General features: G+C 71.1%; 27 protein-coding genes. 16 read left to right on the forward strand and 11 right to left on the reverse strand.

Translation table 11 applies throughout. From position 1 onward, the window contains the following. The first annotated feature begins 108 nt into the window (after nt 1-108). Together LX14_RS13380 and LX14_RS13385 are read left to right on the forward strand one after the other, a co-directional pair. Nucleotides 109-813, forward strand: coding sequence for a GNAT family N-acetyltransferase (locus tag LX14_RS13380; RefSeq protein ID WP_253647661.1), 705 nt, complete (start codon nt 109-111; stop codon nt 811-813). Nucleotides 814-890: 77 nt separating this feature from the next. Next, complete coding sequence (locus LX14_RS13385; RefSeq protein ID WP_253647662.1) at nt 891-1,298, forward strand: styrene oxide isomerase; 408 nt, start codon at nt 891-893, stop codon at nt 1,296-1,298. Between the two features lie 38 nt (nt 1,299-1,336). On the opposite strand, the gene LX14_RS13390 is transcribed toward LX14_RS13385, so the two are convergent. Next, complete coding sequence (locus tag LX14_RS13390; protein WP_253647663.1) at nt 1,337-1,822, reverse strand: hypothetical protein; 486 nt, start codon at nt 1,820-1,822, stop codon at nt 1,337-1,339. Between the two features lie 75 nt (nt 1,823-1,897). On the opposite strand from LX14_RS13390, the gene LX14_RS13395 reads away from it, so the two are divergent. Together LX14_RS13395 and LX14_RS13400 are read left to right on the forward strand one after the other, a co-directional pair. After that, a complete protein-coding gene (locus LX14_RS13395) occupies nt 1,898-2,212 on the forward strand; it encodes an MGMT family protein (RefSeq protein WP_253647664.1) in 315 nt (104 codons plus the stop codon). 86 nt (nt 2,213-2,298) lie between these two features. Continuing rightward, nucleotides 2,299-2,973, forward strand: a complete 675-nt coding sequence (locus tag LX14_RS13400; RefSeq protein ID WP_253647665.1) for a hypothetical protein — start codon at nt 2,299-2,301, stop codon at nt 2,971-2,973. Here LX14_RS13400 and LX14_RS13405 read toward each other — a convergent pair. Continuing rightward, a complete protein-coding gene (locus LX14_RS13405) occupies nt 2,964-3,914 on the reverse strand; it encodes a homocysteine S-methyltransferase family protein (protein WP_253647666.1) in 951 nt (316 codons plus the stop codon). The genes LX14_RS13400 and LX14_RS13405 overlap by 10 nt on opposite strands. Before the next feature lie 61 nt (nt 3,915-3,975). Between LX14_RS13405 and LX14_RS13410 the strand changes: the two genes are divergently transcribed. Continuing rightward, nucleotides 3,976-4,962, forward strand: a complete 987-nt coding sequence (locus LX14_RS13410; RefSeq protein WP_253647667.1) for an LLM class F420-dependent oxidoreductase — start codon at nt 3,976-3,978, stop codon at nt 4,960-4,962. Beyond that, nucleotides 4,959-5,375: a DUF6992 family protein gene (locus LX14_RS13415; RefSeq protein ID WP_253647668.1), complete on the forward strand. Its 417-nt coding sequence runs from the start codon at nt 4,959-4,961 to the stop codon at nt 5,373-5,375. Before LX14_RS13410 ends, LX14_RS13415 begins: the two co-directional genes overlap by 4 nt. Here LX14_RS13415 and LX14_RS13420 read toward each other — a convergent pair. From LX14_RS13420 to LX14_RS13430, 3 genes are read right to left on the reverse strand one after another with little or no spacing between them, the layout of a single operon-like run. Then, nucleotides 5,344-6,339 (reverse strand): SDR family NAD(P)-dependent oxidoreductase, encoded by a 996-nt coding sequence (locus LX14_RS13420; protein WP_253647669.1) that lies wholly within the window; start codon nt 6,337-6,339, stop codon nt 5,344-5,346. The genes LX14_RS13415 and LX14_RS13420 overlap by 32 nt on opposite strands. Nucleotides 6,340-6,366: 27 nt before the next feature. Then, entirely contained in the window at nt 6,367-6,888 is a 522-nt protein-coding gene (locus LX14_RS13425) for a metallophosphoesterase family protein (RefSeq protein WP_253647670.1), read from the reverse strand. Then, nucleotides 6,885-7,784 (reverse strand): hydroxymethylglutaryl-CoA lyase, encoded by a 900-nt coding sequence (locus LX14_RS13430; RefSeq protein WP_253647671.1) that lies wholly within the window; start codon nt 7,782-7,784, stop codon nt 6,885-6,887. Before LX14_RS13430 ends, LX14_RS13425 begins: the two co-directional genes overlap by 4 nt. Nucleotides 7,785-7,920: 136 nt before the next feature. On the opposite strand from LX14_RS13430, the gene LX14_RS13435 reads away from it, so the two are divergent. From LX14_RS13435 to LX14_RS13455, 5 genes are read left to right on the forward strand one after another with little or no spacing between them, the layout of a single operon-like run. Further along, a complete protein-coding gene (locus tag LX14_RS13435; RefSeq protein WP_253647672.1) occupies nt 7,921-8,616 on the forward strand; it encodes a GntR family transcriptional regulator in 696 nt (231 codons plus the stop codon). Continuing rightward, complete coding sequence (locus LX14_RS13440; protein ID WP_253647673.1) at nt 8,613-9,821, forward strand: CaiB/BaiF CoA transferase family protein; 1,209 nt, start codon at nt 8,613-8,615, stop codon at nt 9,819-9,821. The genes LX14_RS13435 and LX14_RS13440 overlap by 4 nt, the downstream gene beginning before the upstream one ends. Before the next feature lie 50 nt (nt 9,822-9,871). Next, nucleotides 9,872-11,929 carry a hydantoinase/oxoprolinase family protein gene (locus LX14_RS13445; protein WP_253647674.1) on the forward strand — a complete coding sequence of 686 codons (2,058 nt, stop codon included), beginning with the start codon at nt 9,872-9,874 and terminating at the stop codon, nt 11,927-11,929. 44 nt (nt 11,930-11,973) lie between these two features. Continuing rightward, a complete protein-coding gene (locus LX14_RS13450) occupies nt 11,974-13,860 on the forward strand; it encodes a hydantoinase B/oxoprolinase family protein (protein WP_253647675.1) in 1,887 nt (628 codons plus the stop codon). After that, complete coding sequence (locus LX14_RS13455) at nt 13,857-14,513, forward strand: isochorismatase family protein (RefSeq protein WP_253647676.1); 657 nt, start codon at nt 13,857-13,859, stop codon at nt 14,511-14,513. The genes LX14_RS13450 and LX14_RS13455 overlap by 4 nt, the downstream gene beginning before the upstream one ends. Before the next feature lie 4 nt (nt 14,514-14,517). On the opposite strand, the gene LX14_RS13460 is transcribed toward LX14_RS13455, so the two are convergent. Further along, nucleotides 14,518-15,003, reverse strand: coding sequence for an NUDIX hydrolase (locus LX14_RS13460; protein WP_253647677.1), 486 nt, complete (start codon nt 15,001-15,003; stop codon nt 14,518-14,520). Between the two features lie 25 nt (nt 15,004-15,028). Continuing rightward, nucleotides 15,029-15,595, reverse strand: a complete 567-nt coding sequence (locus tag LX14_RS13465) for a TetR/AcrR family transcriptional regulator (RefSeq protein WP_253647678.1) — start codon at nt 15,593-15,595, stop codon at nt 15,029-15,031. Between the two features lie 60 nt (nt 15,596-15,655). Here LX14_RS13465 and LX14_RS13470 point away from each other — a divergent pair, with 60 nt between their 5' ends. Both LX14_RS13470 and LX14_RS13475 read left to right on the forward strand, forming a co-directional pair. After that, complete coding sequence (locus tag LX14_RS13470) at nt 15,656-16,786, forward strand: FAD-dependent oxidoreductase (RefSeq protein WP_308214103.1); 1,131 nt, start codon at nt 15,656-15,658, stop codon at nt 16,784-16,786. A gap of 57 nt (nt 16,787-16,843) precedes the next feature. Further along, nucleotides 16,844-17,932: an NADH:flavin oxidoreductase/NADH oxidase gene (locus LX14_RS13475; RefSeq protein ID WP_253647679.1), complete on the forward strand. Its 1,089-nt coding sequence runs from the start codon at nt 16,844-16,846 to the stop codon at nt 17,930-17,932. A 12-nt stretch (nt 17,933-17,944) separates the two neighbouring features. Here the strand turns inward: LX14_RS13475 and LX14_RS13480 are convergent, their stop codons facing one another. Further along, the gene (locus LX14_RS13480) at nt 17,945-20,056 is read right to left on the reverse strand and encodes a DEAD/DEAH box helicase (RefSeq protein ID WP_253647680.1); all 2,112 of its coding nucleotides are present in this window, start codon (nt 20,054-20,056) and stop codon (nt 17,945-17,947) included. Between the two features lie 90 nt (nt 20,057-20,146). On the opposite strand from LX14_RS13480, the gene LX14_RS13485 reads away from it, so the two are divergent. After that, complete coding sequence (locus LX14_RS13485; protein ID WP_253647681.1) at nt 20,147-21,097, forward strand: ROK family protein; 951 nt, start codon at nt 20,147-20,149, stop codon at nt 21,095-21,097. A gap of 85 nt (nt 21,098-21,182) precedes the next feature. Here the strand turns inward: LX14_RS13485 and LX14_RS13490 are convergent, their stop codons facing one another. Continuing rightward, nucleotides 21,183-21,386: a cold-shock protein gene (locus tag LX14_RS13490; RefSeq protein ID WP_253647682.1), complete on the reverse strand. Its 204-nt coding sequence runs from the start codon at nt 21,384-21,386 to the stop codon at nt 21,183-21,185. Between the two features lie 291 nt (nt 21,387-21,677). Between LX14_RS13490 and LX14_RS13495 the strand changes: the two genes are divergently transcribed. Together LX14_RS13495 and LX14_RS13500 are read left to right on the forward strand one after the other, a co-directional pair. Continuing rightward, nucleotides 21,678-22,913 (forward strand): acyl-CoA dehydrogenase family protein, encoded by a 1,236-nt coding sequence (locus tag LX14_RS13495; protein WP_253647683.1) that lies wholly within the window; start codon nt 21,678-21,680, stop codon nt 22,911-22,913. Nucleotides 22,914-22,981: 68 nt separating this feature from the next. Further along, nucleotides 22,982-24,295, forward strand: a complete 1,314-nt coding sequence (locus LX14_RS13500) for a WS/DGAT domain-containing protein (protein WP_253647684.1) — start codon at nt 22,982-22,984, stop codon at nt 24,293-24,295. Here LX14_RS13500 and LX14_RS20985 read toward each other — a convergent pair. Together LX14_RS20985 and LX14_RS13510 are read right to left on the reverse strand one after the other, a co-directional pair. After that, a complete protein-coding gene (locus LX14_RS20985; RefSeq protein ID WP_253647685.1) occupies nt 24,262-24,972 on the reverse strand; it encodes a transketolase C-terminal domain-containing protein in 711 nt (236 codons plus the stop codon). The two genes, LX14_RS13500 and LX14_RS20985, sit on opposite strands and share 34 nt — an antisense overlap. Continuing rightward, the gene (locus LX14_RS13510; RefSeq protein ID WP_253647686.1) at nt 24,969-25,661 is read right to left on the reverse strand and encodes a thiamine pyrophosphate-binding protein; all 693 of its coding nucleotides are present in this window, start codon (nt 25,659-25,661) and stop codon (nt 24,969-24,971) included. Before LX14_RS13510 ends, LX14_RS20985 begins: the two co-directional genes overlap by 4 nt. Nucleotides 25,662-25,701: the final 40 nt, after the last annotated feature.

Raw genomic sequence — 25,701 nt, forward strand, 5'->3', positions numbered from 1 at the left:
GGACAAAAGTAATGCTCTTCCGGCCTCACGGGAACGGCGATCGTTGAAGTCGACTGTCCGGGCGTGGGAGCGGCGGGGCCGGCTCATGGCGGGTCTACCGTGCGATGCGTGCGGACGAACGAATTCGGGCAGCCCGTCGGTGACGACGTCCCCGGCTGGCGGTCGCCGCCGGCGCCGACCGGTGTGACGCTGCGAGGGACGTACTGCACCCTCGAACCGCTCGATGCCGAGCGTCACGCCGACGACCTGTTCGCCGCCTACGCTGCTGCCCCCGACGGCCGGGATTGGACGTATCTCCCGCTCGGCCCGTTCGCGACGATCCAGGAATTCCGCGCGTGGGCGGTCCCGGCCGCCGCGGCGCAAGACCCGTTCCTGTTCGCCGTCGTCGACACCGCCACGGGGCGTGCGGTGGGCACTCTCGCGCTCATGCGACAGGACCCGAAGAACGGCTTGATCGAGGTCGGGTACGTGATGTTCTCGCGAGCTCTCCAGGGCACGCGAGCGTCGACCGAGGCGCAGTACCTCCTCATGCGGCATGCCTTCGAGCTCGGATATCGCCGGTACGAGTGGAAGTGTGACAGTCTCAACGAACCGTCACGACGGGCCGCCGCTCGTCTCGGCTTCACCAACGAGGGCACGTTCCGACAGGCCGTCGTCTACAAGGGGCGCACCCGGGACACCGCTTGGTTCTCGATCCTCGACAGCGAATGGCGCCGCATCCGAACCGCTTTCGAGGCATGGCTCGCGCCGTCGAACTTCGACGACGACGGCCGTCAACGCGAACCGCTGCGCGCAAGGTCCGCCAATTCATAGCGATTCTTCCCGCTGAGCGGGAACTTTCTCTACGCATGCAGCCTGTCCCAGAGAGATATGGCGCTTACCATCCGTCGATGGCGACGGTGCTCTTCGCGCTCGGCTTGGTCCTCCTGCTGCTCGGTCTGCTGACCGGGGTGGCGGTCCCTGCCCTCACGAATCCGCGGATGGGTCTGGCCAGCCACCTCCAGGGGATGACGAATGGTCCGCTGCTCGTGGTGATCGGGCTGCTCTGGCCTCACGTGCAGCTGCCGACATCCCTCGGTGTCATCACCGTGGTCCTGCTCGTCTACGGGGCGTACGCCAACTGGCTGGCGACGCAGCTCGCCGCGGCTTGGGGTGCGGGCCGGCGGTTCGCTCCCGCGGCCTCCGGCGACCACACCGCCTCGCGCGTCAAGGAGACCGTCGTCGACGGCCTGCTGCTGACCTTGGCGCCGGCCATGATCGTCGCCGTCGTCCTGCTCATCGTCGGCGTCCTGCGCTGACGCCGGTAGCAGTTCGTGCCGTCTGGCGACATCTACTGCTACGGATCTCGGCGGGGACGGGCGAGCGCCGTCGCGGTCTCGTGGAGCGCGACGGCGGCGAGGACTATGCCCGCGGCGGGCAGGGCGGCGAAGCTGATGCGGCCGATGCCGTTCACGGCGGCCGACACAGCGAAGACACACAACGGTGCCGCTGCGACGGTCATCACGGTGACCAGTCGACCGCGCCGCGTGAGCAGCGCATGGATCACGGCGGAGACGATGAGAACGGCTGCGATGACGGCGGACGCGGGTGTGACCCAGGCTCCGTCGCGGCCCACGTCGTACGTCATCTCTATCGTGGTGTTGTAGGTGCCCACCTCACCCCCGCCGACAGAAGATGCGTAAGTCTCCTGACTCACGAACGGCCGTTCGTCGCCGAACCTCAGCCAACTGACCCGTCCGGCGACGAGGGCGACGACGACGAACACCCACCACGCCGCGCGGCGTACCCATCGCGCGACAACCCATCCGGGGCGACCGATCATGTGCTCACCCTGACAGATGCCCGAATCGGTAGCGATGTTTCCCGCTCAGCGGGAAGAACTGCTACGGATTGTCGGGTGGGTGAGGCGCAGGAGGAGTTCGCGGCGGCGGTGCTCGACGTCGTCGACGCGATCCCACCGGGCCGGGTGATGACCTACGGGGACATCGCCGAGTACCTGCAGCGCGGGGGACCGCGCGGGGTCGGGGGAGTGATGGCCCGCGAGGGTGTCGCGGTCACCTGGTGGCGCGTGGTGCGCGCGAACGGGACGCTGCCGGCGCATCTCGTCGTCGACGCGCAGGAGCACTGGCACATCGAGGGGACGCCGTTGCGGCGTGGGGTCGTCGACGTGGCCGCGGCGCGGTGGTGGCCGGGATCGTCGGCCCGGACCTGAGGGGATCACGTCCCGGGCCCGCCGAAGATCGTTAGTGTGCAATTTGACCGGCGCCGACGACGGTGCCGCGATCCCGGGGAGCAGACATGACGATGGCACGACAGACCGTGGGTGCAGCCGCAGCGCTGGCGACGGCAGCGGTGGTCGCGACGGTGACGGCGGGCAGCGCAGCCGCCTACGACCTCCCCGACACACCGTCGCTGCCCTACACCTTCGACGGTGCCGCGACACTCACCGTCGGCCCGTCGCACCAGCGGGTCGTGTTCCCGACCGCCACGGTCAACGCCTTCACGAACGTCGCCGAGTTCACCGGCACCTTCGCGCCGCCGCCGACGACCGCGGCGGTGGGTGGGATGCAGTACTCGATCGCGATCGTCAACCCCTCGCAGATCGCGGGTACGGCGGTCGCGACGACGCCCGGATCGGCGAGTTACACGCTGACCGCCACGCAGACCTTCGCCGTCCGCGTGACGGGGATGACGCTGGCCGGTGGGACGGGCTCGGCCGGTCTGCCGACGGTCCCGACGAGCGGCACCTGCACGACCCCGCCCGTGACCGCCACGGTGACCGGCACCATCGACGCTCCCGCGCTGCTCACCGACAACCCGAGCCTCACGACGACCCTCACCGGTCCGGTGACCATCCCGGCGTTCGGCGACTGCGGTCCCCTCACCCCGATCGTGACCGCGGCGATCTCCGGGGCGGGCAACACCTATTCGGTCGGGTTGTCGAACGCCAAGCGCGGGTCGATTCAGGAGTGACGGCGGGCGGCACCCACCCGGGCGGCGATCTGCTCGAGGTGGGTGTCCCAGGTACCGCAGCACCCGCCCCAGATGTCGATGTGCGGGAAACGCTGTGCCAGTTGACCCATCAGCTCGCCGAGGTCGACGGGATCGCCCTGCTCGAGATGACCGAGCGAGCTCAGCTCGATCTTGTCGAGCAGGGCCGCGTTCGGGCGCAGGCTGCGGACCCGCTGGAACCACGGGCCGGGTTCGATGGCCGGGATGAACTCGTGCGGGTGTGAGCAGTTGATGCCGTAGAACGCCGGTGCGGCGTCGCCGGTCTCGTCGTCGACGGTCTCGACCGCCTCCCGCAACGACGGCCCCGACGCCAGGCAGTGGGTGGCGTTGTCGAGGGTGAAGGAGATGGAGACGGGAAGTCCGGCGTCGGCGGCGGCACGCGCAATCCCGATCGCCTCGGGCACGGCGCTGAGCGTCAGGGACTGCACCAGGTCGACGCCGGCGCGGGCGAGTGTCGCGATCTGCTCCGAGTGGTACCCCTGCGCCTCGTCGGCGGTCACCTGACGCGCGGGGTCGTAGGCGTCTTCGCGAGGCCCGACGACCCCGCTGACGAGGATCGACGGGATGCGATCGGCGTACGGCGCGGCGACCTCCCGCAGGAAGTCGATCCCGCGGATCTGAGCGTGCGCCAACGCCTCCGACGACCATCCCAGCCGCGCGGCCCAGTCGGGACTCGCGCGGTAGTCGACGCCTGCCATCAGGACGCCGAAGCCGTGGCGGGCGGCCGTGTCGAGGTACCGCTCGTACATGTCACGCAGGACGGCGACCGCGTCGGGATCGTCGAGCAGGGGGAACATCGCGAACTCCGGCAGGTCGAAACCGTGCCGGTAGTGGATCTCGGTCTCGGGACCTCCCTCGGTGAGGAACGTCAGTCCGGCCGTCTGGGTCGGGAACGATGACACGGGGCGTCCCTTCGTCGATGATCGACTGTGGCACATCCGGCCCGTGGCTACGCTGGAATCCATGCGCTTCGGACTGTTCGTGCCCCAGGGCTGGCGACTCGACCTCGTCGGCATCGACCCCGCCCACCAGTGGCAGACGATGCTCGACATCGCCACCGCCGCCGACACCGGTCCGTGGGAGTCGATCTGGGTCTACGACCACTTCCACACCGTGCCCGTGCCGACCGAGGAGGCCACGCACGAGGCCTGGTCGCTGATGGCCGCCTACGCCGCCACCACGTCGCGCGTGCGTCTGGGCCAGATGTGCACGTGCATGGGCTATCGCAACCCGGCGTACCTGGCCAAGCAGGCCGCGACCGTCGACCTGATCTCCGGTGGCCGTGTCGAGATGGGTATCGGTGCCGGGTGGTACGAGCACGAGTGGAAGGCCTACGGCTACGGCTTCCCGCGCGCCGGTGAGCGCCTCGCGATGCTCGACGAGGGCGTGCAGATCATGTCGCAGATGTGGCGGACCGGGTCGGCCACCCTCGATGGGGAGCACTACAAGGTCGACGGCGCCATCTGCCGTCCACTCCCGTTGCAGGAGAACGGGATCCCGCTGTGGATCGCCGGCGGCGGTGAGAAGAAGACGCTGCGAGTCGCCGCGCGGTACGCCTCCTACACCAACTTCGACGGCACCCCCGACGTCTTCGACCGCAAGTCGGAGATCCTCGCCGGACACTGTCGCGACCTCGGCACCGACTTCGACGCGATCACCCGGTCGGCCAACTACAACGTGGTCATCGGTGAGACCGAGGCGGAGGTGTCGGACAAGCTCGACCGCATCCGGGAGCAGTACCGGCCGTTCCTCTCCGGCGACGCGCTCGACGGCGCTGTCGAGTCGTTCGCGAGCGGCCCCCTGGTGGGCACGCCCGAGCAGATCGTCGAGAAGCTCCGGGCCGCGGAGAAGCAGGGGATGACCTACGCGATCATCTACTTCGTCGAGTCCGCGCACGACAGGTCGGGCATGGACCTGTTCGCGGAGAAGGTCATCGGGGAGCTGTCGTGACCATCGATCCCGCCCCGGCGGTCTCGCGCCGTCTGGCACGTCGGCTCGCGGTGTGGGGTGGGGCGTCGACGATCCTCGGCGGGGCACTCGGTGTGTTCGGCCCGACCCCGGGTGCGCGGGCCTTCGGGCAGCAGAACGCCGCCTGGGGTGCGATCGACCTGGCCATCGCCGCGATCGCGTCGCGACAGTCCACGCCACCGACCACCCCGAAGTTGCGGCGACTGCTGTGGGTCAACACCGGTCTCGACGTCGGCTACGTCGCCGGCGGAGCGTGGTTCGTCTCGGCGACACCGGACCTGGGTGGCCGGATCACCGCCGACCAGGCGCGGGGCCATGGGGCGGCGGTGATCGTGCAGGGTGCGGCCTTGTTCGTCCTCGACCTCACCCACGCCCGAGCGTTGTCGGGTCGATAGAGGTCGCCTCGACAATTCTGTGCCACAACGCGTCCCGCGCGGCGGGATCGTCGCGTCGCCATGACGGGTAGTGCGTGGGCCGCGGTGCACGGTCATGCCAGAACAGCCCGGTCGACCGTGCGGCCTCCGGCGCGGCGCACAGCCAGACGATGGTGTCGGCGCCGTCCGTGTCGGTTCGCAGGATCGGCCCCACGACCTTCGCGAAGCCGGGGATCGAGTCGGTGACACCGGGGGTGTCGGCCCACCCCGGATGCATGCTGTGGACGACCGGTGCGGACTCGGTGACGGGGGAGCGGTCGCCGGTGATCCGCTCGGCGAGCTGCTCGGCCACCACCACCTGCATCCGCTTGGTGCGGGCGTAGGCGGTCAGACCGGAGTAGTCGCCCTTCTCGTACTCGAAGTCGGTGTCGCGCAGGGGGACGGGATACATCCCGCCGCTGGAGACGAAGACCACCCGTGAGTCGTCCCTGAGCAGCGGCAGCAGGCCGACGGTGAGGGCCACCGGTCCGAGCACGTGCGTGGCGAACGCCGACTCGTGTCCCTGCGCCGAGAGCGTCCGCTCCGGGGGCATCACGCCCGCGCTGTGGACGACGGCGTGCAGGGAGTCCAGGTCGGTCGTGAGATCGGCGGCCAGTCCGCGGACGGCGTCGAGGTCGCTGATGTCGCACGGGCGGATGACGAGGTCGGCGCCGGGTACGCGGTCGCGGATGCGGCGTGCCGACTCCTCGAGGCGGTCGGCGCTGCGACCGACGAGGTGCACCCGGGCGCCGAGCCGTGTCAGCCCGACGGCGGTCGCGGCGCCGAGTCCCGAACTGCCGCCGGTGACCACGATGTCGGTGCGCTCGGCGAACGGTTCGGGATCCGGCGCCCAGAAGCGTCGGCGAACGCTTGATCCGATGCGGGAGTAGCCGGGGACGACCAACCGGTCGAGCAGCGCGTCGACGCCGGTGAGCAGAGGATTCACGTCCCCGAGGTTAGACGGCGACCGGACCTACCCGGTGCGGGTCGTCGCGGCGCGGGGGAGTCGATGCAGCACCACGTCGGCCACCTGGCCGTCGTCGACCGTCGCCGTCATGTAGGTGCAGAAGGGTTGCCGGCGGCGATCTGTCGGTGACCCGGGGTTGAGCAACCGCATCCCGCTGGGGGCCACGGTGTCCCAGGGGATGTGGCTGTGGCCGAACACGAGGACGTCGGTGTCGGGAAACGCCGTCGTCATCCGCTTCTCGCGGCCCGAGGACGCTCCCGTCTCGTGGACGACGGTGAACCGCACGCCATCCAGGGTCACGTCGGCGCGCTCGGGCAGACGGGCGCGGATGTCCGGGCCGTCGTTGTTGCCCCAGCACGCCACCAGCCGTCGGGACCTCGCCGCGAGCAGGTCGACGGTGGCGATGTCCATCCAGTCGCCGGCGTGCACGACGACGTCCGCAGCGTCGACGGCAGCGAGGACCTCGGCGGGCAACCGCTTGGCCCGCGTGGGTATGTGCGTGTCGGCGATCAGGAGCAGCGTGGTCACCCGGGGAACAGTCCTGCCTTGCCGAGCAACGCCTGCACGGGGGAGTCGAGCTCTGCGCTGATCCAGCTCGCCGCCGCGACCACGGCGTCGTGGTCGACACCGGTGGTGACACCCGACCGCTCGAGCTGGTAGCGGAGGTCCTCGGTGGCGATGTTCCCCGTCGCGGCCGGGGCGAACGGGCATCCGCCGAAGCCGCCGATGCTCGCGTCGAGAGCGCACTCGCCGAGGTCGAACGCGGTCAGGGCGTTGGCGTACCCCTGGTTGCGGGTGTTGTGGAAGTGCCAGCGCCGCAGCACGTCCGGGGCGACACGGTCCAGTCCGGCGTGCAGTGCGCGCACCTGTGCGGGGACGCCGACGCCGATGGTGTCCGCGATCGCGATCTCGTCGGGCCCCGACTGCGCCACCCGGTCGACGATCTCGATCACCGTCTCGGCCGCGACCTCCCCGCTGAACGGGCACCCGAACGACACGGCGAGCGTCGCGGTGGTGAAGACGCCCGCCTCCCTTGACCGCGCCGCGATGCGCTCCCAGCGGGCGAGGCCCTCGGCCACGTCGCAGCCCTGGTTGCGGAGGCTGAACTCGTCGGTGCAGACCACCACGACGTTGACCTCGTCGACGCCGGACTCCAGGGCCCGGTCGAGCCCGCGCTCGTTGAGCACCAGGCCGATGTAGCTGACGTCGTCGCGTCGCGGCACCGCGGCCATCACCTCTTCGGCACCGGCCATCTGCGGTACCCGCTTCGGGTTGACGAAGCTGACGGCCTCGATGCGGCGCAGGCCGGCGTCCACCGCGCGGGAGATGAAGTCGACGCGGGTGTCGACGCCGAGCGCCTTCTTCTCGTTCTGGAGCCCGTCGCGCGGACCCACCTCCACCACGTGCGTGCCGGGCTGCCTCATGGCGCCATTCAACCACCGCACGCGACGACGGACATTGCATACAAAGCGGGGGATCGTTCATTACTTTCTCGTGAATAACCCCGCAGAACCCACACGGAGTGCCTATGTTGCATACAACCGACGACAAGGGGCAGGCGTGGAGCGAGCGGTCGACAGGGCGTACGCGCTGATCCGCGCGGCCATCCTCGACGGGCGGTACGGCCCCGGCGCACGCCTGGGCGAGAGCGAGCTCGCCGACGTCACCCAGACGAGCCGCACCCCCGTGCGTGAGGCCCTGCGGCAGCTCGAGGTCGAGGGACTCGTCGAGGTGCTGCCGCACCGCGGCGCGCGGGTCTACGCGTTCACCTCCGACGATCTCGACGAGATCTACGACCTCCGGATGACGCTCGAGGCCCTGGCGGCCGGACGTGCGGCCTCACGGATCACCCCGGCGCAGGTCGAGCGGATGGCGCAGCTCTGCGACGAGATGGAGCAGGCGGCGTCGGCGGCCGATCTCGACGCCGTGGCCGCGGCGAACCTCGCCTTCCACACCGTCGTCCGGGATGCCTCGGCGAGCACCCGCCTGGCGTCGATGCTCGGTGCGGTGACGCAGTTGCCGCTCATGATGCGCACCTTCCACCGGTACGCGCCGGAGGACCTGGCCCGCAGCGCTGGACACCACCGTGAACTCGTCGCAGCACTCCATGCCGGCGACGACGTGTGGGCGGACGCCGTGATGCGTTCCCACGTCCGTGCGGCCAAGGCGGTGCTGCTCGCCTCGCTTCGTGCCGACGTCGCCGAGTCGGCGGAGGCCAGAACGGTTCTCGACGACGAGATCGGAGTGCATGCATGACAGACGAGACCCGCACCGGGCCCCTCACCGACCTGAGGGTCGTCGAGATGGGACAGCTGCTGGCCGGGCCCTTCTGCGGCCAGCTCCTCGCCGACTTCGGCGCCGAGGTGATCAAGCTGGAGGCGCCGGGTGTCGGTGACCCCATGCGGCAGTGGGGCCGGGAGAAGCCGTACGGCAGGTCGCTGTGGTGGCCGGTGGTGGCACGCAACAAGAAGTCGGTCACCTGCAACATGCGCACGGCCGACGGCCAGCGCCTGGCCCGCGACATCATCGGCCGGGCCGACATCGTCGTGGAGAACTTCCGGCCCGGGACGCTCGAGCGGTGGGGGCTGGGCTACGACGTGCTCAGCGCCGACAACCCGGGACTGATCATGGCGCGGGTCAGCGGCTACGGGCAGACGGGTCCGTACTCGACGCGCGCCGGGTACGGCTCGATCGGCGAGGCGATGGGCGGGATCCGATACGTCACCGGCGATCCCGACAACCCGCCGTCCCGGGCCGGGATCTCCCTGGGTGACTCCCTCGCGGCGGTGTTCGCGACGATCGGCGTCCTGTCGGCGCTGCACGGACGTACCGCCACCGGTCGGGGACAGGTCGTCGACTCCGCGATCTACGAGGCCGTCCTGGCGATGATGGAGTCGATGATCCCCGAGTGGGGGATAGCCGGGTACCAGCGGGAGCGGACGGGTTCGGTGCTCCCGAACGTCTCGCCGAGCAACGTCTACCCGACGGCGGGCGGGGAGATGATCCTCATCGCCGCCAACCAGGACACCGTCTTCAAGCGACTCGCCGCCGTCATGGGCCGCGACGACCTCGCCGGCGAGCCGAGGTTCGCCGGGCACGCCGCCCGCGGCGAGAACATGGACGAGCTCGACGGGATCATCGCGGCCTGGACCGCCGACCAGGAGACCGAGGCGCTGTTGGAGCGCCTGCACGACGGCGGCGTCCCCGCCGGTCGCATCTACACCGCCCGCGACATGTTCGACGACCCGCACTTCGCCGCGCGCGACGCGATCGTGCGACTGGCGCACCCCGACCTCGGTGAGTTCCCGGTGCACAACGTCGTCCCCAAGCTCAGCGAGACCCCGGGTGCCGTCCGGCATCTGGGGCCCGAGCTCGGCGAGCACAACGACGAGGTCTACGGCGGCCTCCTCGGACTGTCCGAGGACGACCGCGCCGACCTGCGCGACCGCGACATCATCTGACACCCCCGAACCGACACCACCACAGCAGTCTTCGACCCAGGGAGAACACCATGCGATACCGACTCGGAGTGGACGTCGGCGGCACCTTCACCGACGTGTTGCTGCTCGAGGAGACCTCGGGCAGCACGTATCGGGCGAAGACACCGTCGACCCCGGCGGACCAGTCCGTCGGTGTGCTCAACGGTGTGACCAAGGTGTGCACCGACGCCGGTATCGACCCCGGGGAGATCCGGCAGGTGCTGCACGGCACCACCGTGGCCACCAACGCCATCCTCCAGGGCCGGGGTGCGCGCGTCGGCCTGGTGACCACCGACGGCTTCCGGCAGGTGCTGCAGATCGCCCGGTCGTTCGTCCCCGGCGGACTCGCCGGCTGGATCATCTGGCCCAAGCCGGAACCGTTGGCACGCCTGGAGAACACCGTGCAGGTGGTCGGCCGGATCGCCGCAGACGGCAGTGAGGTGCGTCCGCTCGACGAGGAGCAGTGCCGCGCGCAGTTGCGCGGCCTGCGAGAGTCGGGTGTGGAGGCGGTCACCGTCTCGCTGATCAACTCCTACGCCAACTCCGAGCACGAGGAACAGGTCGGGCGCTGGGTCGCCGAGGAGATCCCCGACGTGCCGGTGTCGTTGTCGTCGCACGTGCTGCCCGAGATGCGGGAGTACGAGCGGACCCTGACCACGGTGGCGAACAGCTATGTGCAGCCGGAGGTCTCGCGGTATGTGCGCAACCTCGACTCCTCGTTGCAGGAGAAGGGGATCACCGCGCCGCTGTCGATCCTGCGCAGCGACGGTGGACTGGTCCAGTCGGGCAAGGCGGCCGAGGACCCCGTGTCGCTGCTGCTCTCGGGTCCGGCCGGCGGCGTCACCGGTGCGGTCTGGTTCGCCCAGCAGGCCGGCTACGCCGACTTCCTCACCTTCGACATGGGCGGGACCTCGACGGATGTCGCGCTCGTCCTCGACGGCAAGCCGCGGATCGGGCGGGAGACGAAGGTCGGCGATCTCGCGGTCCGCGCCACCAGCGTCGACGTCCGCACAGTCGGTGCGGGCGGTGGTTCAGTCGCGCACGTCCCCGAGCTGACGAAGGCGCTGCGTGTCGGACCGCAGTCGGCCGGTGCCGATCCCGGACCGGCCGCCTACGGCAACGGCGGCACCGAGCCCACCGTCACCGACGCCAACGTCGTGCTCGGGTACCTGCCTAGTGAGCTGGCCGGTGGCGAGGTCGCGCTCGACGTCGACGCGGCTCGCACCGCGGTGACAGGCGTGTCCGAGGCGATGGGCCTGGACTCGGTGGAGGCGGCGGCGTCGGGGATCGTCGACATCGTCAACGAGAACATGTTCGGCGCACTCCGGCTCGTCAGCGTCCAGCAGGGTTTCGACCCGCGTGACTTCGCCCTCGTGTCGTTCGGGGGCGCGGGGCCGCTGCACGCGAACGCCCTCGGGCGGCTGACCGGGTCGTGGCCCGTCATCATCCCCCCGTCGCCCGGCGTGCTCTGCGCCTACGGCGACGCCACCACCTGCCTGCGCTCGGAGAGCGCGCGCACCATGATCCGCGCGTTCGACGATCTGACGAGCGACGAACTGCGCGCTGTCGTGGCCGATCTCGCGGAGTCAGCGGCCCAGCGTCTCGACGCCGAGGGTGTCGCCCGCGACGACCAGACCGCGACCTATCAGGTGGATCTGCGGTATCACGGTCAGGGCTTCGAGATCCCGGTCGACCTCGACGCCGACGTCCTCACCGGCACAGGGGATCTCCTCGAGGAGCTCGGTGCCGCGTTCGACACCGAGCACAAGCGGCTGTTCTCGTTCCTGCTGCCCAACCAGCGTGAGGTGATCAACCTGCGCGTGACGGTGAGTGGCCCGCGCCCGGAGGTCGCCTGGACCGAGCTCGGTCAGGCGTCGCAGGACCCGTCCGCGGCGTTGCTGCGGGAATCGCAGGTGTGGATGGACGGGGCGTATGCCACCGCGGGGATCTACGACCGCGCGGCGCTGCTGGCGGGCAACGTGGTCACCGGACCCGCCATCGTCACCGAGATGGACTCGACGACGCTCGTCCTCTCCGGTCACGCCGCGACCGTCGACCCCAGCGGTTGCCTCATCATCCGACCCCTCTGACCCTCCGCCCCGGACGACTTCGGCGACGACCCCAGGAGAGCCCCATGGCCACCATCATCGAGACCACCACCGAGCCCGTCGAGACGACCACCGTCGACCCCGTGACGCTCGACATCATCGAGAACGCGCTGCGCAACGCCCGCTACGAGATGGACGAGGTGCTGTTTCGCACCGCGCTGTCGCCGGGCATCCGCGAGCAGCACGACGAGTTCCCGCTCATCGCCGACCCCAGCGGCAAGATGGTCGTCGGTCAGTTCGGGCTCTCGGTGCCCGACTTCCTCGACAACTTCCACGGGACCGTCGGCGAGGGCGACATCCTGCTCACCTCCGACCCCTATGCGTGCGGCGCGGCGATCAGCCACGCCAACGACTGGCTCGTCGTGCTGCCGATCTTCCACGGCGGACGGGTGGTCGGGTGGGCGTCGATGTTCGGCCACATGTCCGACGTCGGCGGGAAGACGCCGTCGTCGATGCCGGCCGACGCCCGCACGATCTTCGAGGAGGGCGTGGTGATCCCGCCGTTCAAGCTCTACGACAACGGCGAACTGAACGAGACCGCGCTCGACATCATCCTCAACCAGGTCCGCATGCCGGACTGGAACCGCGCCGACCTCAACGGTCTGGTCGCGGCGTGCACCACCGCGTCACGACGGATCGTCGAGCTGTGCGACCGGTTCGGCGTCGAGACCTACCTGTCGGCGCTCGACGCCCTGCTCGACCGCAACTACCAGGCGATGAAGGTGCTGCTCGCGACCCTGTTCGTCGACGGCGAGACCATCGAGTTCAGTGACTGGATCTGTGACGACGGGTGCGGATACGGCCCGTACCAGCTGACCATCAAGCTGACGCGGCACGGCGAGAAGATCCACCTCGACTTCTCCGAACACGCCCCGCAGGCCGTCGGGCCGATCAACTACTTCATCAACGAGAACCTCGTCCGGATGTTCTTCGGCATCTACGTCATCACGATCGGTGACCCCCAGATCCTCTGGAACGACGGGTTCTATCCGCTGATCGACGTGACCATCCCCGACAACTCGTTCTGGAAACCGGCCTACCCGGCGGCGCTCAACGGTCGCAACCACGGCATCGGTCGCGTGTTCGACCTCTTCGGTGGGCTTCTCGGCCAGAACAACCCCGAGATCCTCAACGCCGCGGGGTTCTCGTCGTCGCCGCACTTCATGTACTCCGGGCACTACGACGGCGGACCGCGTGACGGGGAGTGGTTCCAGCTGTACTCCATCGGGTTCGGCGGGATCCCCGGCCGTCCGATCGGCGACGGACCCGACGGGCACTCGCTGTGGCCGTCGTTCGTCAACATCCCCTGTGAGTACCTCGAGTCGTACTACCCGCTGCGCGTGGAACGATGGGAGACGATCCCGGACACCGGCGGCGCCGGGGTGCACCGCGGCGGCAACGGGGTCGACGTGGCCTACCACTTCGAGCAGCCGGGGACGATCGCCATCCACGACGACCGGTGGCTCACCTACCCGTGGGGTGTGAACGGCGGCAAACCCGGTGCGCGCGGCCGCAAGTGGATCGAGCGGGCCACCGGCGAGGTCGACATCCTGCCGAGCAAGATCCACGACGCGCCGGTGTACCCCGGCGACGTCCTGCACTTCGTCACCTGGGGTGGCGGCGGCTGGGGTGATCCCCTGGAGCGTGACCCCGAACTCGTCGCCCTCGAGGTGCGACGCGGGCTGGTCACCGCGGACGGTGCCGCCGGTGGGTACGGCGTCGTCTGTGACGAGCACGGAGTCGTCGACACCGCGGCCACGGAGTCACGCCGGGCGGAGATCCGTTCCGGTCGCGGTGAACTGACCACCTTCGACATGGGCCCGTCGATGCCGGAGATCCTCGAGCGGTGCGAGGAGGAGACCGGGTTGCCGGCGCCGCGTCCGCCGGTGAGCGTGGCACGGTCGGGCCGGTGACACCGCCGTCGGTGCCCATCGACGACTACCGCGCGTCGGGGTTCGCCGGCTCGGTCGGTGTCGGAGAGCGCCCGGCGGTCCTCGTCATCGACCTGGCCCGCGCTTACACCGAGGACGGCTCGGCGCTGCGGGCGCCGGTGGAGGACGCCGTCGCGGCGTGCGGACGACTCGTCGATGCGGCTCGCGGCCTCGCCGTGCCGGTGATCTTCACCCGCGTCGAGTACCAGGTGGACCCGTCGACCGGCGAGATCGTCGACGGCGGTCTGTTCGTGCGGAAGATCCCGTCGCTGAGGGTGTTCGCGGCCGGGTCGCCCCTCGGGGAGTTCGTCGACGAGCCCCGCCCCCGGCCGGGCGAGGTGGTGGTGACCAAGCAGTACGCGAGCGCGTTCAGCGGGACGCCCCTGGCCGCCACCCTCGCCGCGCGCCGCATCGACAGCCTCGTCATCTGCGGCCTGTCGACCAGTGGGTGCGTGCGGGCGACAGCGACCGACGCCATCGCCCACGGGTTCGCGCCCACCGTCGTCGCCGACGCCTGCGGGGACCGCACGGCGGCGATCCACGACGCCAATCTGCTGGACCTGCAGGCGAAGTACGCCGACGTCGTCACCTGTGACGAGGCGATCGCGCTGCTCGGTGGAGGTCGGCCGACCTAGCCCGTCACGTCCGGAACACCGCGTCGGGGCGGTCCGCGACGGCTGCGGCGATGCGTCGCTGCATCTCGTCCGACATGGGCGGCAGGTCGTCGAGGGCGAACCACCCGCAGTCGGTGTTCTCGTCGTCGCCCACGGCCGGCTCACCACCGGTCCAGCGCATCCGGAACGTCAGGTCGAGGTACTGCGACACATCGCCGTTGGGGTAGGTGATCGGGTCGGTGACGCCGACGGCGGCCAGCCTCATGGCGACCGCCGTGCAGCCGGCCTCCTCGGTGACCTCCCGGGCAGCGGCCACGGCAGGTTCCTCACCCGGGTCGATGATCCCGGTGACCGGCGTCCAGGCACCCGTGTCCGATCGTCGGACGAGCAGCACGTCGGTGTGCGGTGCGGCATCCGGGTCGCGCAGGACCACGGCGGTCACCCCGGACAGCCACAGCGGTGCATGGCCGATCTTCGCGCGCAGGTCGAGGATGAAGTCGGGAGTGGGCACGCTCGCACTCTAGGCGGCAGCGCGGTCAGCCGCGGGCCCCGGTGAGGTGCCACTGGATCGTCGGGGCGAAACGGTCCACGATCTGTTCCCGGGAGAGTCCCATTACCTCGGGCACGCGCACGGTGTACCGCAGGGTCGCCAACCCGATGAGGGTCGCGACGATGACCTCGAGGTGGCCGGTCGCACGGTGGGTCTCGCCGGCCGCGGTGAGCGCGGGGCGGACCTGGTGCTCGAACGTCGCCCGCAGTCGGGCGGCGGCCTCGGTGTCCGTGCCCGCCGCACCGAGCAGCACACGCAGGGGTTCACCGGCCGCCCCGTCCCACCGGTCGAGGAACGTGGCGACCACGGCGCGGCCGAGGTCGTCGGGGTCGACGTCGCCGAAGTCGGGCAGGTGGAGGTCGACCTGGACCGCGGCGTCGTAGAGGCCGCGCTTGCCCCCGAAGTACCGCACGATCAGCGCCGGGTCGACGCCGGCGTCGAGCGCGATCTCGCGGACCGTCGTGGCCGCGAACCCCGCGCGCCCGAACCGGTCCCGGGCCGCGGCGAGCAGTGCACCGCGGGTGGCGTCGGCGTCGCGTCGGGGAGAGGGCATGCGCGGAGTCTATGTCATCGGTCGTTGACTTCGCGGATCCGGCGGGCTTAAAGTCAACGCATGATGACATCGACGGCACCGCGGACCGCACTCGTCGTGGGCGCCGGCCCCACCGGCCTGACGGCGGCGATCGCGCTGCGGATGCGCGGCGTCGACGTCCGCGTCGTCGATGCCGCGGCGGAGGGTGCGAACACCTCGCGTGCCGCGGTGATCCATCCCAGGACCCTCGAGGTGCTCGAGCCGCTGGGCGTCGTCGAGGCGATCACCGGGCGGGCGATCCGGGTGCCGCGCTTCGACATCCGGGACGGAACCCGCACGGTCGCGCACCTCGACCTCTCGGGTCTGCCGACCCGCTATCCGTGGACGTCTATGATCTCGCAGGCCGACACCGAACGGATCCTGCGAGAGCGACTGTCCGTGGTGGGCGGGGGAGTCGAGTGGTCGACGGCGGTGACCGGTCTCGAGAACCCTGGCGACGAGCGCCCCGTGGTCCGGCTCGAGTCCGGGGAGCAGGTCCGACCCGACGTGGTGATCGGCGCCGACGGCATGCACAGCGCGGTGCGCGACCTCGTCGGCATCGACTTCCCGGGCAGCGGGTACGAGCAGTCGTTCGTCCTCGCCGACGTCGCGATGGACTGGCCGGTAGGCCGCGACACCGTGTCGTTGACCTTCGCCCCCGACGGACTGGTCGTGGTGGCGCCCCTGCCGGACAACCGGTTCCGCGTCGTCGCGACGATGGACGACGCGCCGAGGGAGCCGACGGCCCGGCAGATCGAGGACATCCTCGCCCGCCGTGGTGGGTCGACCCGCGTGCACGACGTCGCGTGGAGCGGTCGGTTCCGCGTCCACCACCGACTGGCGCAGACCTATCGTCGCGGACCGGTGTTCCTCGTCGGCGACGCCGCGCACGTCCACTCGCCCGCCGGCGGGCAGGGCATGAACATCGGCGTCCAGGACGCGGTGACCCTGGCCGACATCCTGGTGGCCGGCGACGACCCGGACTCCTACGAGGCACGGCGTCGGCCACGCGCCCGGCGGGTGCTCGCGCTCACCGACCGGATGACCCGCGCGGCGGTGGTGCGGGGGAGTGCGACGCGTCGTGCCCGCAACCGGGTCATCGCGACGGCGCTGTCGGTGCCGGCGGTGCGGACACGCGCGGCGATGGAGATCGCCGAACTCAGTCACCGGTGACCGATGCCGCACGCCCGGAGGGAATGAGCACGGCCGGTCGCCCCGTTGCACCCGTTCGTGAGTGCACCGATCCTCTTCTCCCCGCTGACCCTGCGCGACGTCACGTTCCCGAACCGGGCCTGGCTGTCCCCGATGTGTCAGTACAGCTGCTTCGACCGTGACGGCGTGCCCGGCGACTGGCACCTGGCCCATCTCGGTTCGCACGCCATCGGCGGGTTCGGCCTCGTGATGACGGAGGCGGCGTCCGTGGTGCCCGAGGGACGGATCAGCGCCGAGGACGCGGGCATCTGGAACGACGAGCAGATGCGCGCATGGGCGCGCATCGTCGACTTCCTGCACGCCCAGGACTCCCGCGCCGGCATTCAACTCGCCCATGCCGGCCGCAAGGCGTCCACCCGGTCCCCTTTCGTCGACGAGGACGGTTCACTGCCCGCGTCCGAGGGCGGGTGGGAGACGGTCGCCCCCTCGGCCATCGCCTTCGAGGGCTACGCGACCCCGCGCGCACTGACCGTCGACGAGATCGCCGGTGTCGTCGAGTCGTTCGCCGCCGCGGCCCGTCGAGCGGACGAGGCCGGGTTCGACGTCGTCGAGGTGCACGCGGCCCACGGCTACCTGCTCCACGAGTTCCTCTCGCCGCTGTCGAACCACCGCGACGACGCCTACGGCGGCGACTTCGACGGTCGCATCCGCCTGCTGCTGGAGGTGGTCCGCGCCATCCGCGACTCCTGGCCCGCGGGCAAGCCCCTCTTCGTGCGGATCTCGGCCACCGACTGGACCGAGGGCGGGTGGAGCGGCGACGATTCCGTCGCCCTGGCCCAGCGGCTCGTCGACGAGGGCGTGGACCTCGTCGACGCCTCGACGGGAGGCAACGTCCTCGCCGACATCCCCGTCGCCCCCGGATATCAGGTCCGGTTCGCGTCCGAGGTCCGGGAGAAGGCGTCCATCCCGACCGCGGGCGTCGGCCTCATCACCGATCCCGAGCAGGCCGAGACCGTCCTGACCACCGGCCAGGCCGACGCGGTGTTCCTCGCGCGCGCGGCGCTGCGCGATCCCGCCTGGCCGCTACGTGCCGCCCACGCCCTCGGGCTCGACCACCATGAGGCCCCGTACCGCCCGCAGTACCTGCGCGGGTCCTGGCGCGACTGACCTGCCCGTCGCTCAGGCCGGGCGATGGATGAGCAGGGGGAGCACCGGACCGGCTCCGGCGTCGCGCAGATGTGCTGCGGCGACCGTGACCGGCCAGCCCGACCGGGTCGCGTCGACGACGAGCAGCACGGTGCGCCCGGCGATCTCGGCGGGTGCCGGATCCATGGACGCTCGCCAGTGCGCCGCCTCATCGGCGCCGGAGGCATCCCGGTCGACCTGATCGCGCGACTCGACGGGTTGGTCCGCGCGGTCGAGTGAGCCGACCCCCGCGAGGTGGTCGGCGACGCGGGCGGCGAGATCGCTGCCCGTCAGGGTGAGCGTCACCGCGATCTCCGGTCGCGACACCCAGTCCGACCGCCACCGGGACAGGGCCTGCACCGCGGCGTCGGCGATCTCGCCGACGGCGTCGTCCTCACCGCGTAGCGCCGCGGCGAGCGTCTCCGCCCACTCGGGCGCGTCGGCGTGCACGAGCACCCGGCCCGGCTCCGCGGCGAGGTGGGCCGGGATGCGGCCCTTCGCGCCGAATGCGCCACCCGGCCACATCTTGCGGGGCGCGAGCTCCTGCGCCCCCGATCGCAGTGCGCCGGCGATCGTCCGGGCGATGTCGCCGGAGGCCGTCTCCAACAGCCCGGACGACAGCGCACCACGACACACCGAGCACCGCCCGCACGCGGCGGCGTCGGGGTCGTCGAGGGATTCGATCAGCAGCGCCATCAGACACCGCTCACCGCGGGTGTAGGCCCGCATGATGTCGGCCTCGCGGCGACGCGTCGCGATGATCCCGTCGTAGTGCTCTGCGTCGTAGCGCCATTCGGTGCCGGTGGAGCGCCACCCGCCGTCGACCCGTTCGACCGCCCCGTCGACGGCGAGTTGCTTGAGCATCAGCTCGACGCGGGTGCGCCGGATGCCGGTCGACGCCTCGACGGCGACGGCCGACGGCGCCTCGCCGTCGCCTGCGGCGGCGAGTTCGGCGAGGACGGCCTGCATCTGCACGGGGTCCGGGATGGTCGCCGTGGCGAAGTGGTCCCAGATGCCGGTGTCGGCGGGGGAGGGGAGCAACGCCACGACGGCCTCGTCGATGGCACGGCCCGCGCGGCCGACCTGCTGGTAGTAGGAGACCGGGGAGGGCGGCGACCCGACGTGCACGACGAACCCCAGATCGGGCTTGTCGTACCCCATCCCGAGTGCCGAGGTCGCGACGAGCGCCTTCAGCCGGTTGTCGCGCAGGGCGTCCTCGAGTTCATGGCGCCGCGACGAGTCGAGCTGACCGGTGTACGCGGCGACGTCGACGTCCTGTCCGTGCACGGTCCGGATGGCCGCGACGAGGCGGTCGGCGTCGGCGACGGTCAGCACGTAGACGATCCCCGATCCGGGGAGACGGTCGATGTGTTGCGCCACCCAGGCGTACCGCTCGAGCGGACTCATCGACGGCAACACGTTGAGCTGCAGCGACCGTCGCGCCAACGGGCCGCGCAGGACGAGCGTCGCCTCACCGAGCTGTCGCGCGACGTCCTCGGTGACACGGGTGTTCGCGGTGGCGGTGGTGGCCAGCACGGGCATCTGTGGATCGGTGCTCGACAACACGTCGGCGACGCGGCGGTAGTCCGGACGGAAGTCGTGACCCCAGTCGGAGATGGAATGGGCCTCGTCGATGACGAGCATGCCCAGGCGGGTGGCGACCGCGTCGAGGACGCGGCGACCGAACCCGGGGTTGGCGAGCCGCTCCGGCGAGACGAGCAACACGTCGAGGGCGCCGTCGCGCAGGTCGGCCTCGATGGCGGACCAGTCGTCGACGTTGCTGGAGTTCACCGTCGCCGCGGTCAGCCCTGCGCGGTGTGCCGCGGCGACCTGATCCCGCATGAGCGAGAGCAGCGGCGAGACGATGAGCGTCGGCCCGGCGCCCTCGGAGCGCAGGATGGCCGTCGCCGCCCAGTAGACGGCCGACTTGCCCCAGCCCGTGGCCTGCACGACGAGGACGCGCGCGCCGGGGGTCACGAGTGCGGCGACGGCGGTCAGCTGGTCGTCGCGGAGTTCGGCCCCGGGGCCCGCGAGGGCCTCGATGACACGGGTGGCGACGGCGGAGCGTTGTGTGTCGAGGGTGGCGGGGGGCTGTCGGATGTCCATCGCCGTCCGACGCTACCGCGCGCATCCGACGAGCTCGGGGTGTGTTCGACCGGCTCGGTCGCGCCGGTCGTACCGCCTAGGCTCGTGCTCATGGCCGATCCGCCGGACGTCGCGGTCGCCGTCGACATCGGCGGGACCAAAGTGCAGGCTGCGCTGGTCGATTCCCGCGGTGTCGTCGTCGAGGGCACCCTCACGCGGGCGCCGACCGGGCGCTCGGCGTCGTCCGACGAGCTCGACGCCGCCGTGCTCGGGGTCCTCGCCGAGGTCATGGCGTCCGGGGCGGCGCGGACGGCGGTGGGCGGCGGCCACCTCGTCGGGATCGGTGTCGCATGCGCGGGACCGGTCGACGACGTGGCGGGACGGGTCAGCCCGATCAACCTGCCGGCGTGGCGGGATCATCCCCTGCTGCAGGTCATCTCGTCCGCACCGGTGGTCGGGGGGATCCCGGTGACCCTGCGCCGGGACGGGGTCGCCATCGCGCTCGCCGAGCACTGGCTCGGTGCGGGCGTCGGCGTCGCGTCGATGATGGCGATGGTCGTCTCGACGGGTATCGGTGGCGGGATCCTGCTCGGCGGGCGGGTGGTCGCCGGCAACGCGGGGCACATCGGCCAGATCGAGGTCTCCGGTCATGTCGGTGAACCCAGCCTGGGCAGCCGCACGACGCTGGAGTCGGTCGCATCCGGTCCGCACACCGTCGCGTGGGCGCGATCCCAAGGGTTCCACGGCACGACCGGGGAGGACCTCGCCGTCGCCGTCCGCGCCGGTGACCCGACCGCGGCGGCTGCCGTCGACCGACTGGCAGATGTTGTGGCGCAGGGGATCTGCAGCGCGTGCGCGCTGCTGGACCTCGACCTGGTGATCATCGGTGGCGGGTTCGCCCGGGTGACCGATGATCTCGTGGCGCGGATCGGACGCAGGGTGGCGACCCACCCGTTGCCCTACGTGGCGCGGACGCGGGTAGTGCCCGCGCAGCTGGGTGACGCGGCGCCGGTGGTGGGCGCGGCGGCGTTCGTCCACCGCCCTGACCTGCTGCCGGGCTGATCCGCCGCGGACGACCGCAGACGCAACTCGGCCCCGCCACCGACCGTGAGGTCAGGGGCGGGGCCGAGGAAGATCTCGAGGGAGATCAGACGGCGTTGACGCCGACCGCCTGGGGGCCCTTGGCGCCCTGCTCGGTCTCGAACGTCACGCGATCGTTCTCGTTCAGGCTGCGGTAGCCCGAACCCTGGATCTCGCTGAAGTGGACGAAGACGTCCTTGCCGCCGTCGTCCGGCGTGATGAAGCCGAAGCCCTTTTCGGCGTTAAACCACTTCACGGTTCCCTGGCTCATGGTGTTTCTCCTACTGCTGTGTAACTGATCGGACCGTGCGGTTTGCCCGGCCCAGGGTGGTGCCACTACGGGAGCGAGGGAATTCGAGAAGAAAGTCCGACGCGCACTCGTGTGAAGTTCTGCGAGCGACAATCGAACACAAAAACAACAACCAAGGAAGAGTCAACACGGACGCCACAGCGCTGTCAAGACGGCTCGCGACCCATGGTGCTGTGTCACATGAGAGTCGTTTGCGCTCAGTGTGATCGCAGGGGTACCAGGCCCGGGTGATCTCCCCGACACTCTACGGTCGTGAGCACAGAGACGACCGTACCCAGCACCCACACCAGCGACAACGCGCCCACGGACGCCGAACTGACGGCCCGGTTCGCGCCGATCTTCGACAGGATCGCCGCCGGTGCGGTGGAACGGGAGATCGACCGCCGGCTCGCCTACGACGAGGCCCGCGAACTGCGGGAGGCCGGGTTCGGCGCACTGCGCGTTCCCGTGGAGTTCGGTGGACTCGGTGCGAGTGTTCGCCAGTTGTTCGGACTCCTGGTCGATCTCGCCGCCGCCGAGTCGAATCTCCCGCAGGCGTTGCGCGTCCACTGGAGTTTCGTCGAGGACCAGCGTCTCTCGACCGACGCGTCGGAGCGTGAGCGCTGGCTGCGCGCCGTGGCCGGGGGGACGCTCGTCGGCAACGCGATCACCGAACCCGGCGTCGGCGCCGTCGACCGCTACCGGACCACCGTCCGCCGCGACGGCGACGAGTACGTGGTGGACGGGACGAAGTACTACAGCACGGGCAGCCTCTACTCCGACCACATCCTGGTCGCCGCGGACCTCGACGGGGAGCGCGTGTCGATCCTGGTCGACTCCGATGCGCCCGGCGTCACCCAGCACGACGACTGGGACGGCTTCGGGCAGCGACTCACCGCCAGCGGGACCACCGAGTTCTCCGGCGTGCGCGTCCCGGCCGACCGCCTGCTCGGACCGGGCTACGGCGGCGCCGGCGCGACCTACGCGACGTCCTACCTCCAGCTGGTGCAACTCGCGGTGCTCGCGGGCATCGCCCGTCGCGCGACCGACGACGCCGCAGCATGGGTGCGGGACCGCACCCGCAGCTACACCCACGCCGTCGCGGACCTGCCGCGCGAGGACCCGCTGGTGCAGCAGGTGATCGGCAGGCTGTCGAGCGCCGCCTACGTCGCCCGCACGACCGTGCTGGCCGTGGCGGACACACTCGACGCCGCCCTCGACGACGCCGCGCAGCGGGGCGACTTCGACACCGCCCTGCTCGACGCCGCCGAGCTGGCCTCGTCCCACGCGCAGGCCGTCGTGATCCCGCTCGTCCTCGACGCGACCACCCAGCTCTTCGAGGTCGGCGGCGCGTCGATCACCGCCGAGCACCTGCGGCTCGACCGGCACTGGCGCAACGCGCGCACCATCTCGGTGCACAACCCGTTGATCTACAAGCTGCAGGCGATCGGTGCGCACGTCCTCAACGGCACCGATCTCCCGTACGCCTGGAGCGCCGGCAAGCGCTGACGGTCCGCCCCGGGTCGGGTGGCGTCGGCACGGCCGGCCCGTCGCCCGGCCCGGTAGCGTCGGACGGCGTGCACCGGAGACCGTCGATCGTCGGGCGGCTCACGCCGACCGACGCCCAGGCCCTGTGGATGTCGGAGGCCATCCCCAGCGACCAGTTCCTGCTGTACGCGTTCGACGGTGCCGCGCCCGGAGGCCTCGCCGCTCGGATCACGCAGCGCGCGAACGCGATCGACGATCTGTGTGTGCGTGTGGTCGACGTCCCCGGTGATCTGGACTATCCGCGGTGGTCGCCGACGACGGTGACCGCGGACGCGGTGCGTGTCCACGACGTCGGCGACTGGGCGGGGTGCCTGCGTCGACTGGGCGACACGATGTCCGTGCCGGTCGACACCCGACGGCTGCCGTGGCGGGTGCACCTGTTCCCCGGGGTCGGTGACGTTCCGGGCGCGCAGGGCACCGCCGTCGTCGCGGTGCTGCAGATCTCGCACGCCCTCGCCGACGGCACGCTGGCGTCGGCGCTCGCCCGGCAGCTGTTCGGCGACGACGATCAAGTCGGTGTGCCGGCGCGGCGTGGGCGGCCGACGCCACCGGCGCTGGTGGCCGCCGCGGGCGGCGTGGCCCGGATGCCGTTGCAGGCGACCGCGCTCGTGGCGCGAGGTGTCCGGGCACACCGTGCCCACCGCGATCGCGTCCGCGACGAGAACGCGGGCACCGTGCCGCGGAGTCGGGACGGCGTACCGCTGCTCGGGGTCAACGTGCGCCCGGACGACCGTCGGGACCTCCGGGTCGTGGTCACCGATGTCGACACCCTGCGTGCCCTCGGGGGCACGGTGACCGTCGGCGCGCTCACGGTGATCGGGCGGGCGCTGGCCGAGCATGTCGGCGCCTCCGTCCTGCGGGCCGAGGTGCTGGTCGCCGGTGTCGGGGATCGGCGGGCGCGCAACCACTTCCGGTCCGTCGGGGTCGATCTCGCCGTCGACGAACCCGACCCCGCCCGGCGGGCGACACGCATCGCCGACGACCTCGCCGCGATGGTCCGCCGGGGACACCATCCCGCGGCGCGGGCGGAGGCGTCCGCGATGGAGGCGGTGCCCGCTGTTCTCGTCGCGTCGGGCGTCCGGTCGTTCGACGCCCACGCGGTGCCCGACAGCGTCACGGGCAACACCGTGGTGTCGAGCGTGGACCGTGGCGCCGACGACCTCGTGGTCGGCGGCGGTCGCGTCGTGCTGACGGCCGGGTTCCCCGCCCTCTCGCCGGTCCAGTCGGTGACGCACGGGGTGCACGGGATCGGCGGACGTGTCGCGGTGTCGGTGTGTTCCTCGCCCACAGGCCTGCCCGATCCCGACCGCTACGCCGAACGGCTCGCCGCGGCACTGCGTTGAGGTATCGCGAAGTCCGTCACCGCACGGGTGATGCCGTCGGCGTCGAGACCCGCCGCCGCGAGGTGGTCCTCGGGTGTGCCGTAGCGCCGCGGCGCCTCGCGGTCGAACCCGAGGGCGAGCACCCGGTGTGGCCGGTCGAGGAGTGCGGCGTCGATCTCCTGCGTCGAGGTGCCCCGCAGGTAGGGCTCCACGAGGACGACGTCGGGCACAGGACCGACGAGGCGACGCAGGCCCTCGGCGTCGAACGGGCGGACCGTCGCCGTGTAGACCACCGTCGGGTCGAGGTCATGGGAGTCCGCGACACGATCGGCCGCCGCGAGCGTGGCGTCGAGGACAGGTCCGACGGCGACGATGACGAGCGACCCCGACCCGGGTCGGGCCACGTGCACCGTCGGGGTGCGTACGTCGAACGACCGCGAGTTCAGTTGTGCGGTGGCCCGGACGTAGTGGCGTCCGCGGAGACGGTGCGCGGTCCGCAGGAGCTGCTCGACCTCGTCGGCCGTGCCGGGGACGTGCACCGAGAACCCCGGGACGGCGGCCACGAGGGCGACGTCGGCGTCGGTCTGATGGGTGCGTCCCATCGACGCCATGTCGACCGATCCACCCGTGGAGACGAGCACCCCGTCGACGAGTGCGAGCGCCGTCTCGGCGAACCGGGTGCGGGGATCGGTGTTCACGCGGTCTTCCTCTCGACACGTGCGGAGACGAACGTCGGCCGCCCCGGGCGGGCGAGCAGCGCGTCCCGGATCGCGGAGTGGTCGTGGCCGTCGACCTCGCCGGCATCCCACCCCTCCAGCGCGAACCGTGCGACGAGCCGCCCGGGCCGGCCGTGGGTCGAGGACTGGTTGTCGATCGCCACGACGGTCAGGTTCTCGAGCCCGCGGGCCCCCGCGAACGCGATCGCCTCGTCGTTGGAACCCTCGTCGAGTTCGGCGTCACCGACGAGGACGTGGACGTGGGCGCCGCTGCCCCGCGACCGCAGGGCCAGGCAGGTCCCGACGGCCATCGGCAGGCCGTGCCCGAGTGACCCCGACGCGATCTCGACACCGGGGACGAGTGACCGGTCCGGGTGCCCGCCGAGCGGGGAGTCGAACGCCATCGCGGTGTCGAGCCAGTCGGCCGGGAAGAAGCCGTGCGCTGCGAGCACCGCGTAGAACGCCATGGGACCGTGGCCCTTCGACAGGAAGAACCGGTCGCGCCCGGGGTCGTCCACGCGGTCGGGGGAGACGTTCAGCACGTGGTGGTAGAGCACCCACAGGACGTCGAGGGTCGAACTCGACGAGGGCGCGTGCTTCTCGTCGCCGGTCATCCGGGTCACGAGGTCGGGGAGGTCGTCGTAGGCGAATGGCGGGGAGGTCGTCGTCATGCGACGAGCGTGCAACCTCGAGTTCACTCGAGGTCAAGGT

It is taken from the genome of Williamsia deligens (genome assembly GCF_024171765.1).
GTDB classification, from domain to species: Bacteria; Actinomycetota; Actinomycetes; order Mycobacteriales; family Mycobacteriaceae; genus Williamsia_A; species Williamsia_A deligens.

Coding starts and splice junctions, on each gene's coding strand:
- LX14_RS13385 (WP_253647662.1), top strand. CDS start 891: ATGGCGACGGTGCTCTTCGCGCTCGGCTTGGTCCTCCTGCTGCTCGGT.
- LX14_RS13480 (WP_253647680.1), bottom strand. CDS start 20,056: ATGGACATCCGACAGCCCCCCGCCACCCTCGACACACAACGCTCCGCC.
- LX14_RS13430 (WP_253647671.1), bottom strand. CDS start 7,784: ATGAGGCAGCCCGGCACGCACGTGGTGGAGGTGGGTCCGCGCGACGGG.
- LX14_RS13400 (WP_253647665.1), top strand. CDS start 2,299: ATGACGATGGCACGACAGACCGTGGGTGCAGCCGCAGCGCTGGCGACG.
- LX14_RS13450 (WP_253647675.1), top strand. CDS start 11,974: ATGGCCACCATCATCGAGACCACCACCGAGCCCGTCGAGACGACCACC.
- LX14_RS13510 (WP_253647686.1), bottom strand. CDS start 25,661: ATGACGACGACCTCCCCGCCATTCGCCTACGACGACCTCCCCGACCTC.
- LX14_RS13485 (WP_253647681.1), top strand. CDS start 20,147: ATGGCCGATCCGCCGGACGTCGCGGTCGCCGTCGACATCGGCGGGACC.
- LX14_RS13470 (WP_308214103.1), top strand. CDS start 15,656: ATGATGACATCGACGGCACCGCGGACCGCACTCGTCGTGGGCGCCGGC.
- LX14_RS13445 (WP_253647674.1), top strand. CDS start 9,872: ATGCGATACCGACTCGGAGTGGACGTCGGCGGCACCTTCACCGACGTG.
- LX14_RS13390 (WP_253647663.1), bottom strand. CDS start 1,822: ATGATCGGTCGCCCCGGATGGGTTGTCGCGCGATGGGTACGCCGCGCG.
- LX14_RS13410 (WP_253647667.1), top strand. CDS start 3,976: ATGCGCTTCGGACTGTTCGTGCCCCAGGGCTGGCGACTCGACCTCGTC.
- LX14_RS13490 (WP_253647682.1), bottom strand. CDS start 21,386: ATGAGCCAGGGAACCGTGAAGTGGTTTAACGCCGAAAAGGGCTTCGGC.
- LX14_RS13440 (WP_253647673.1), top strand. CDS start 8,613: ATGACAGACGAGACCCGCACCGGGCCCCTCACCGACCTGAGGGTCGTC.
- LX14_RS13465 (WP_253647678.1), bottom strand. CDS start 15,595: ATGCCCTCTCCCCGACGCGACGCCGACGCCACCCGCGGTGCACTGCTC.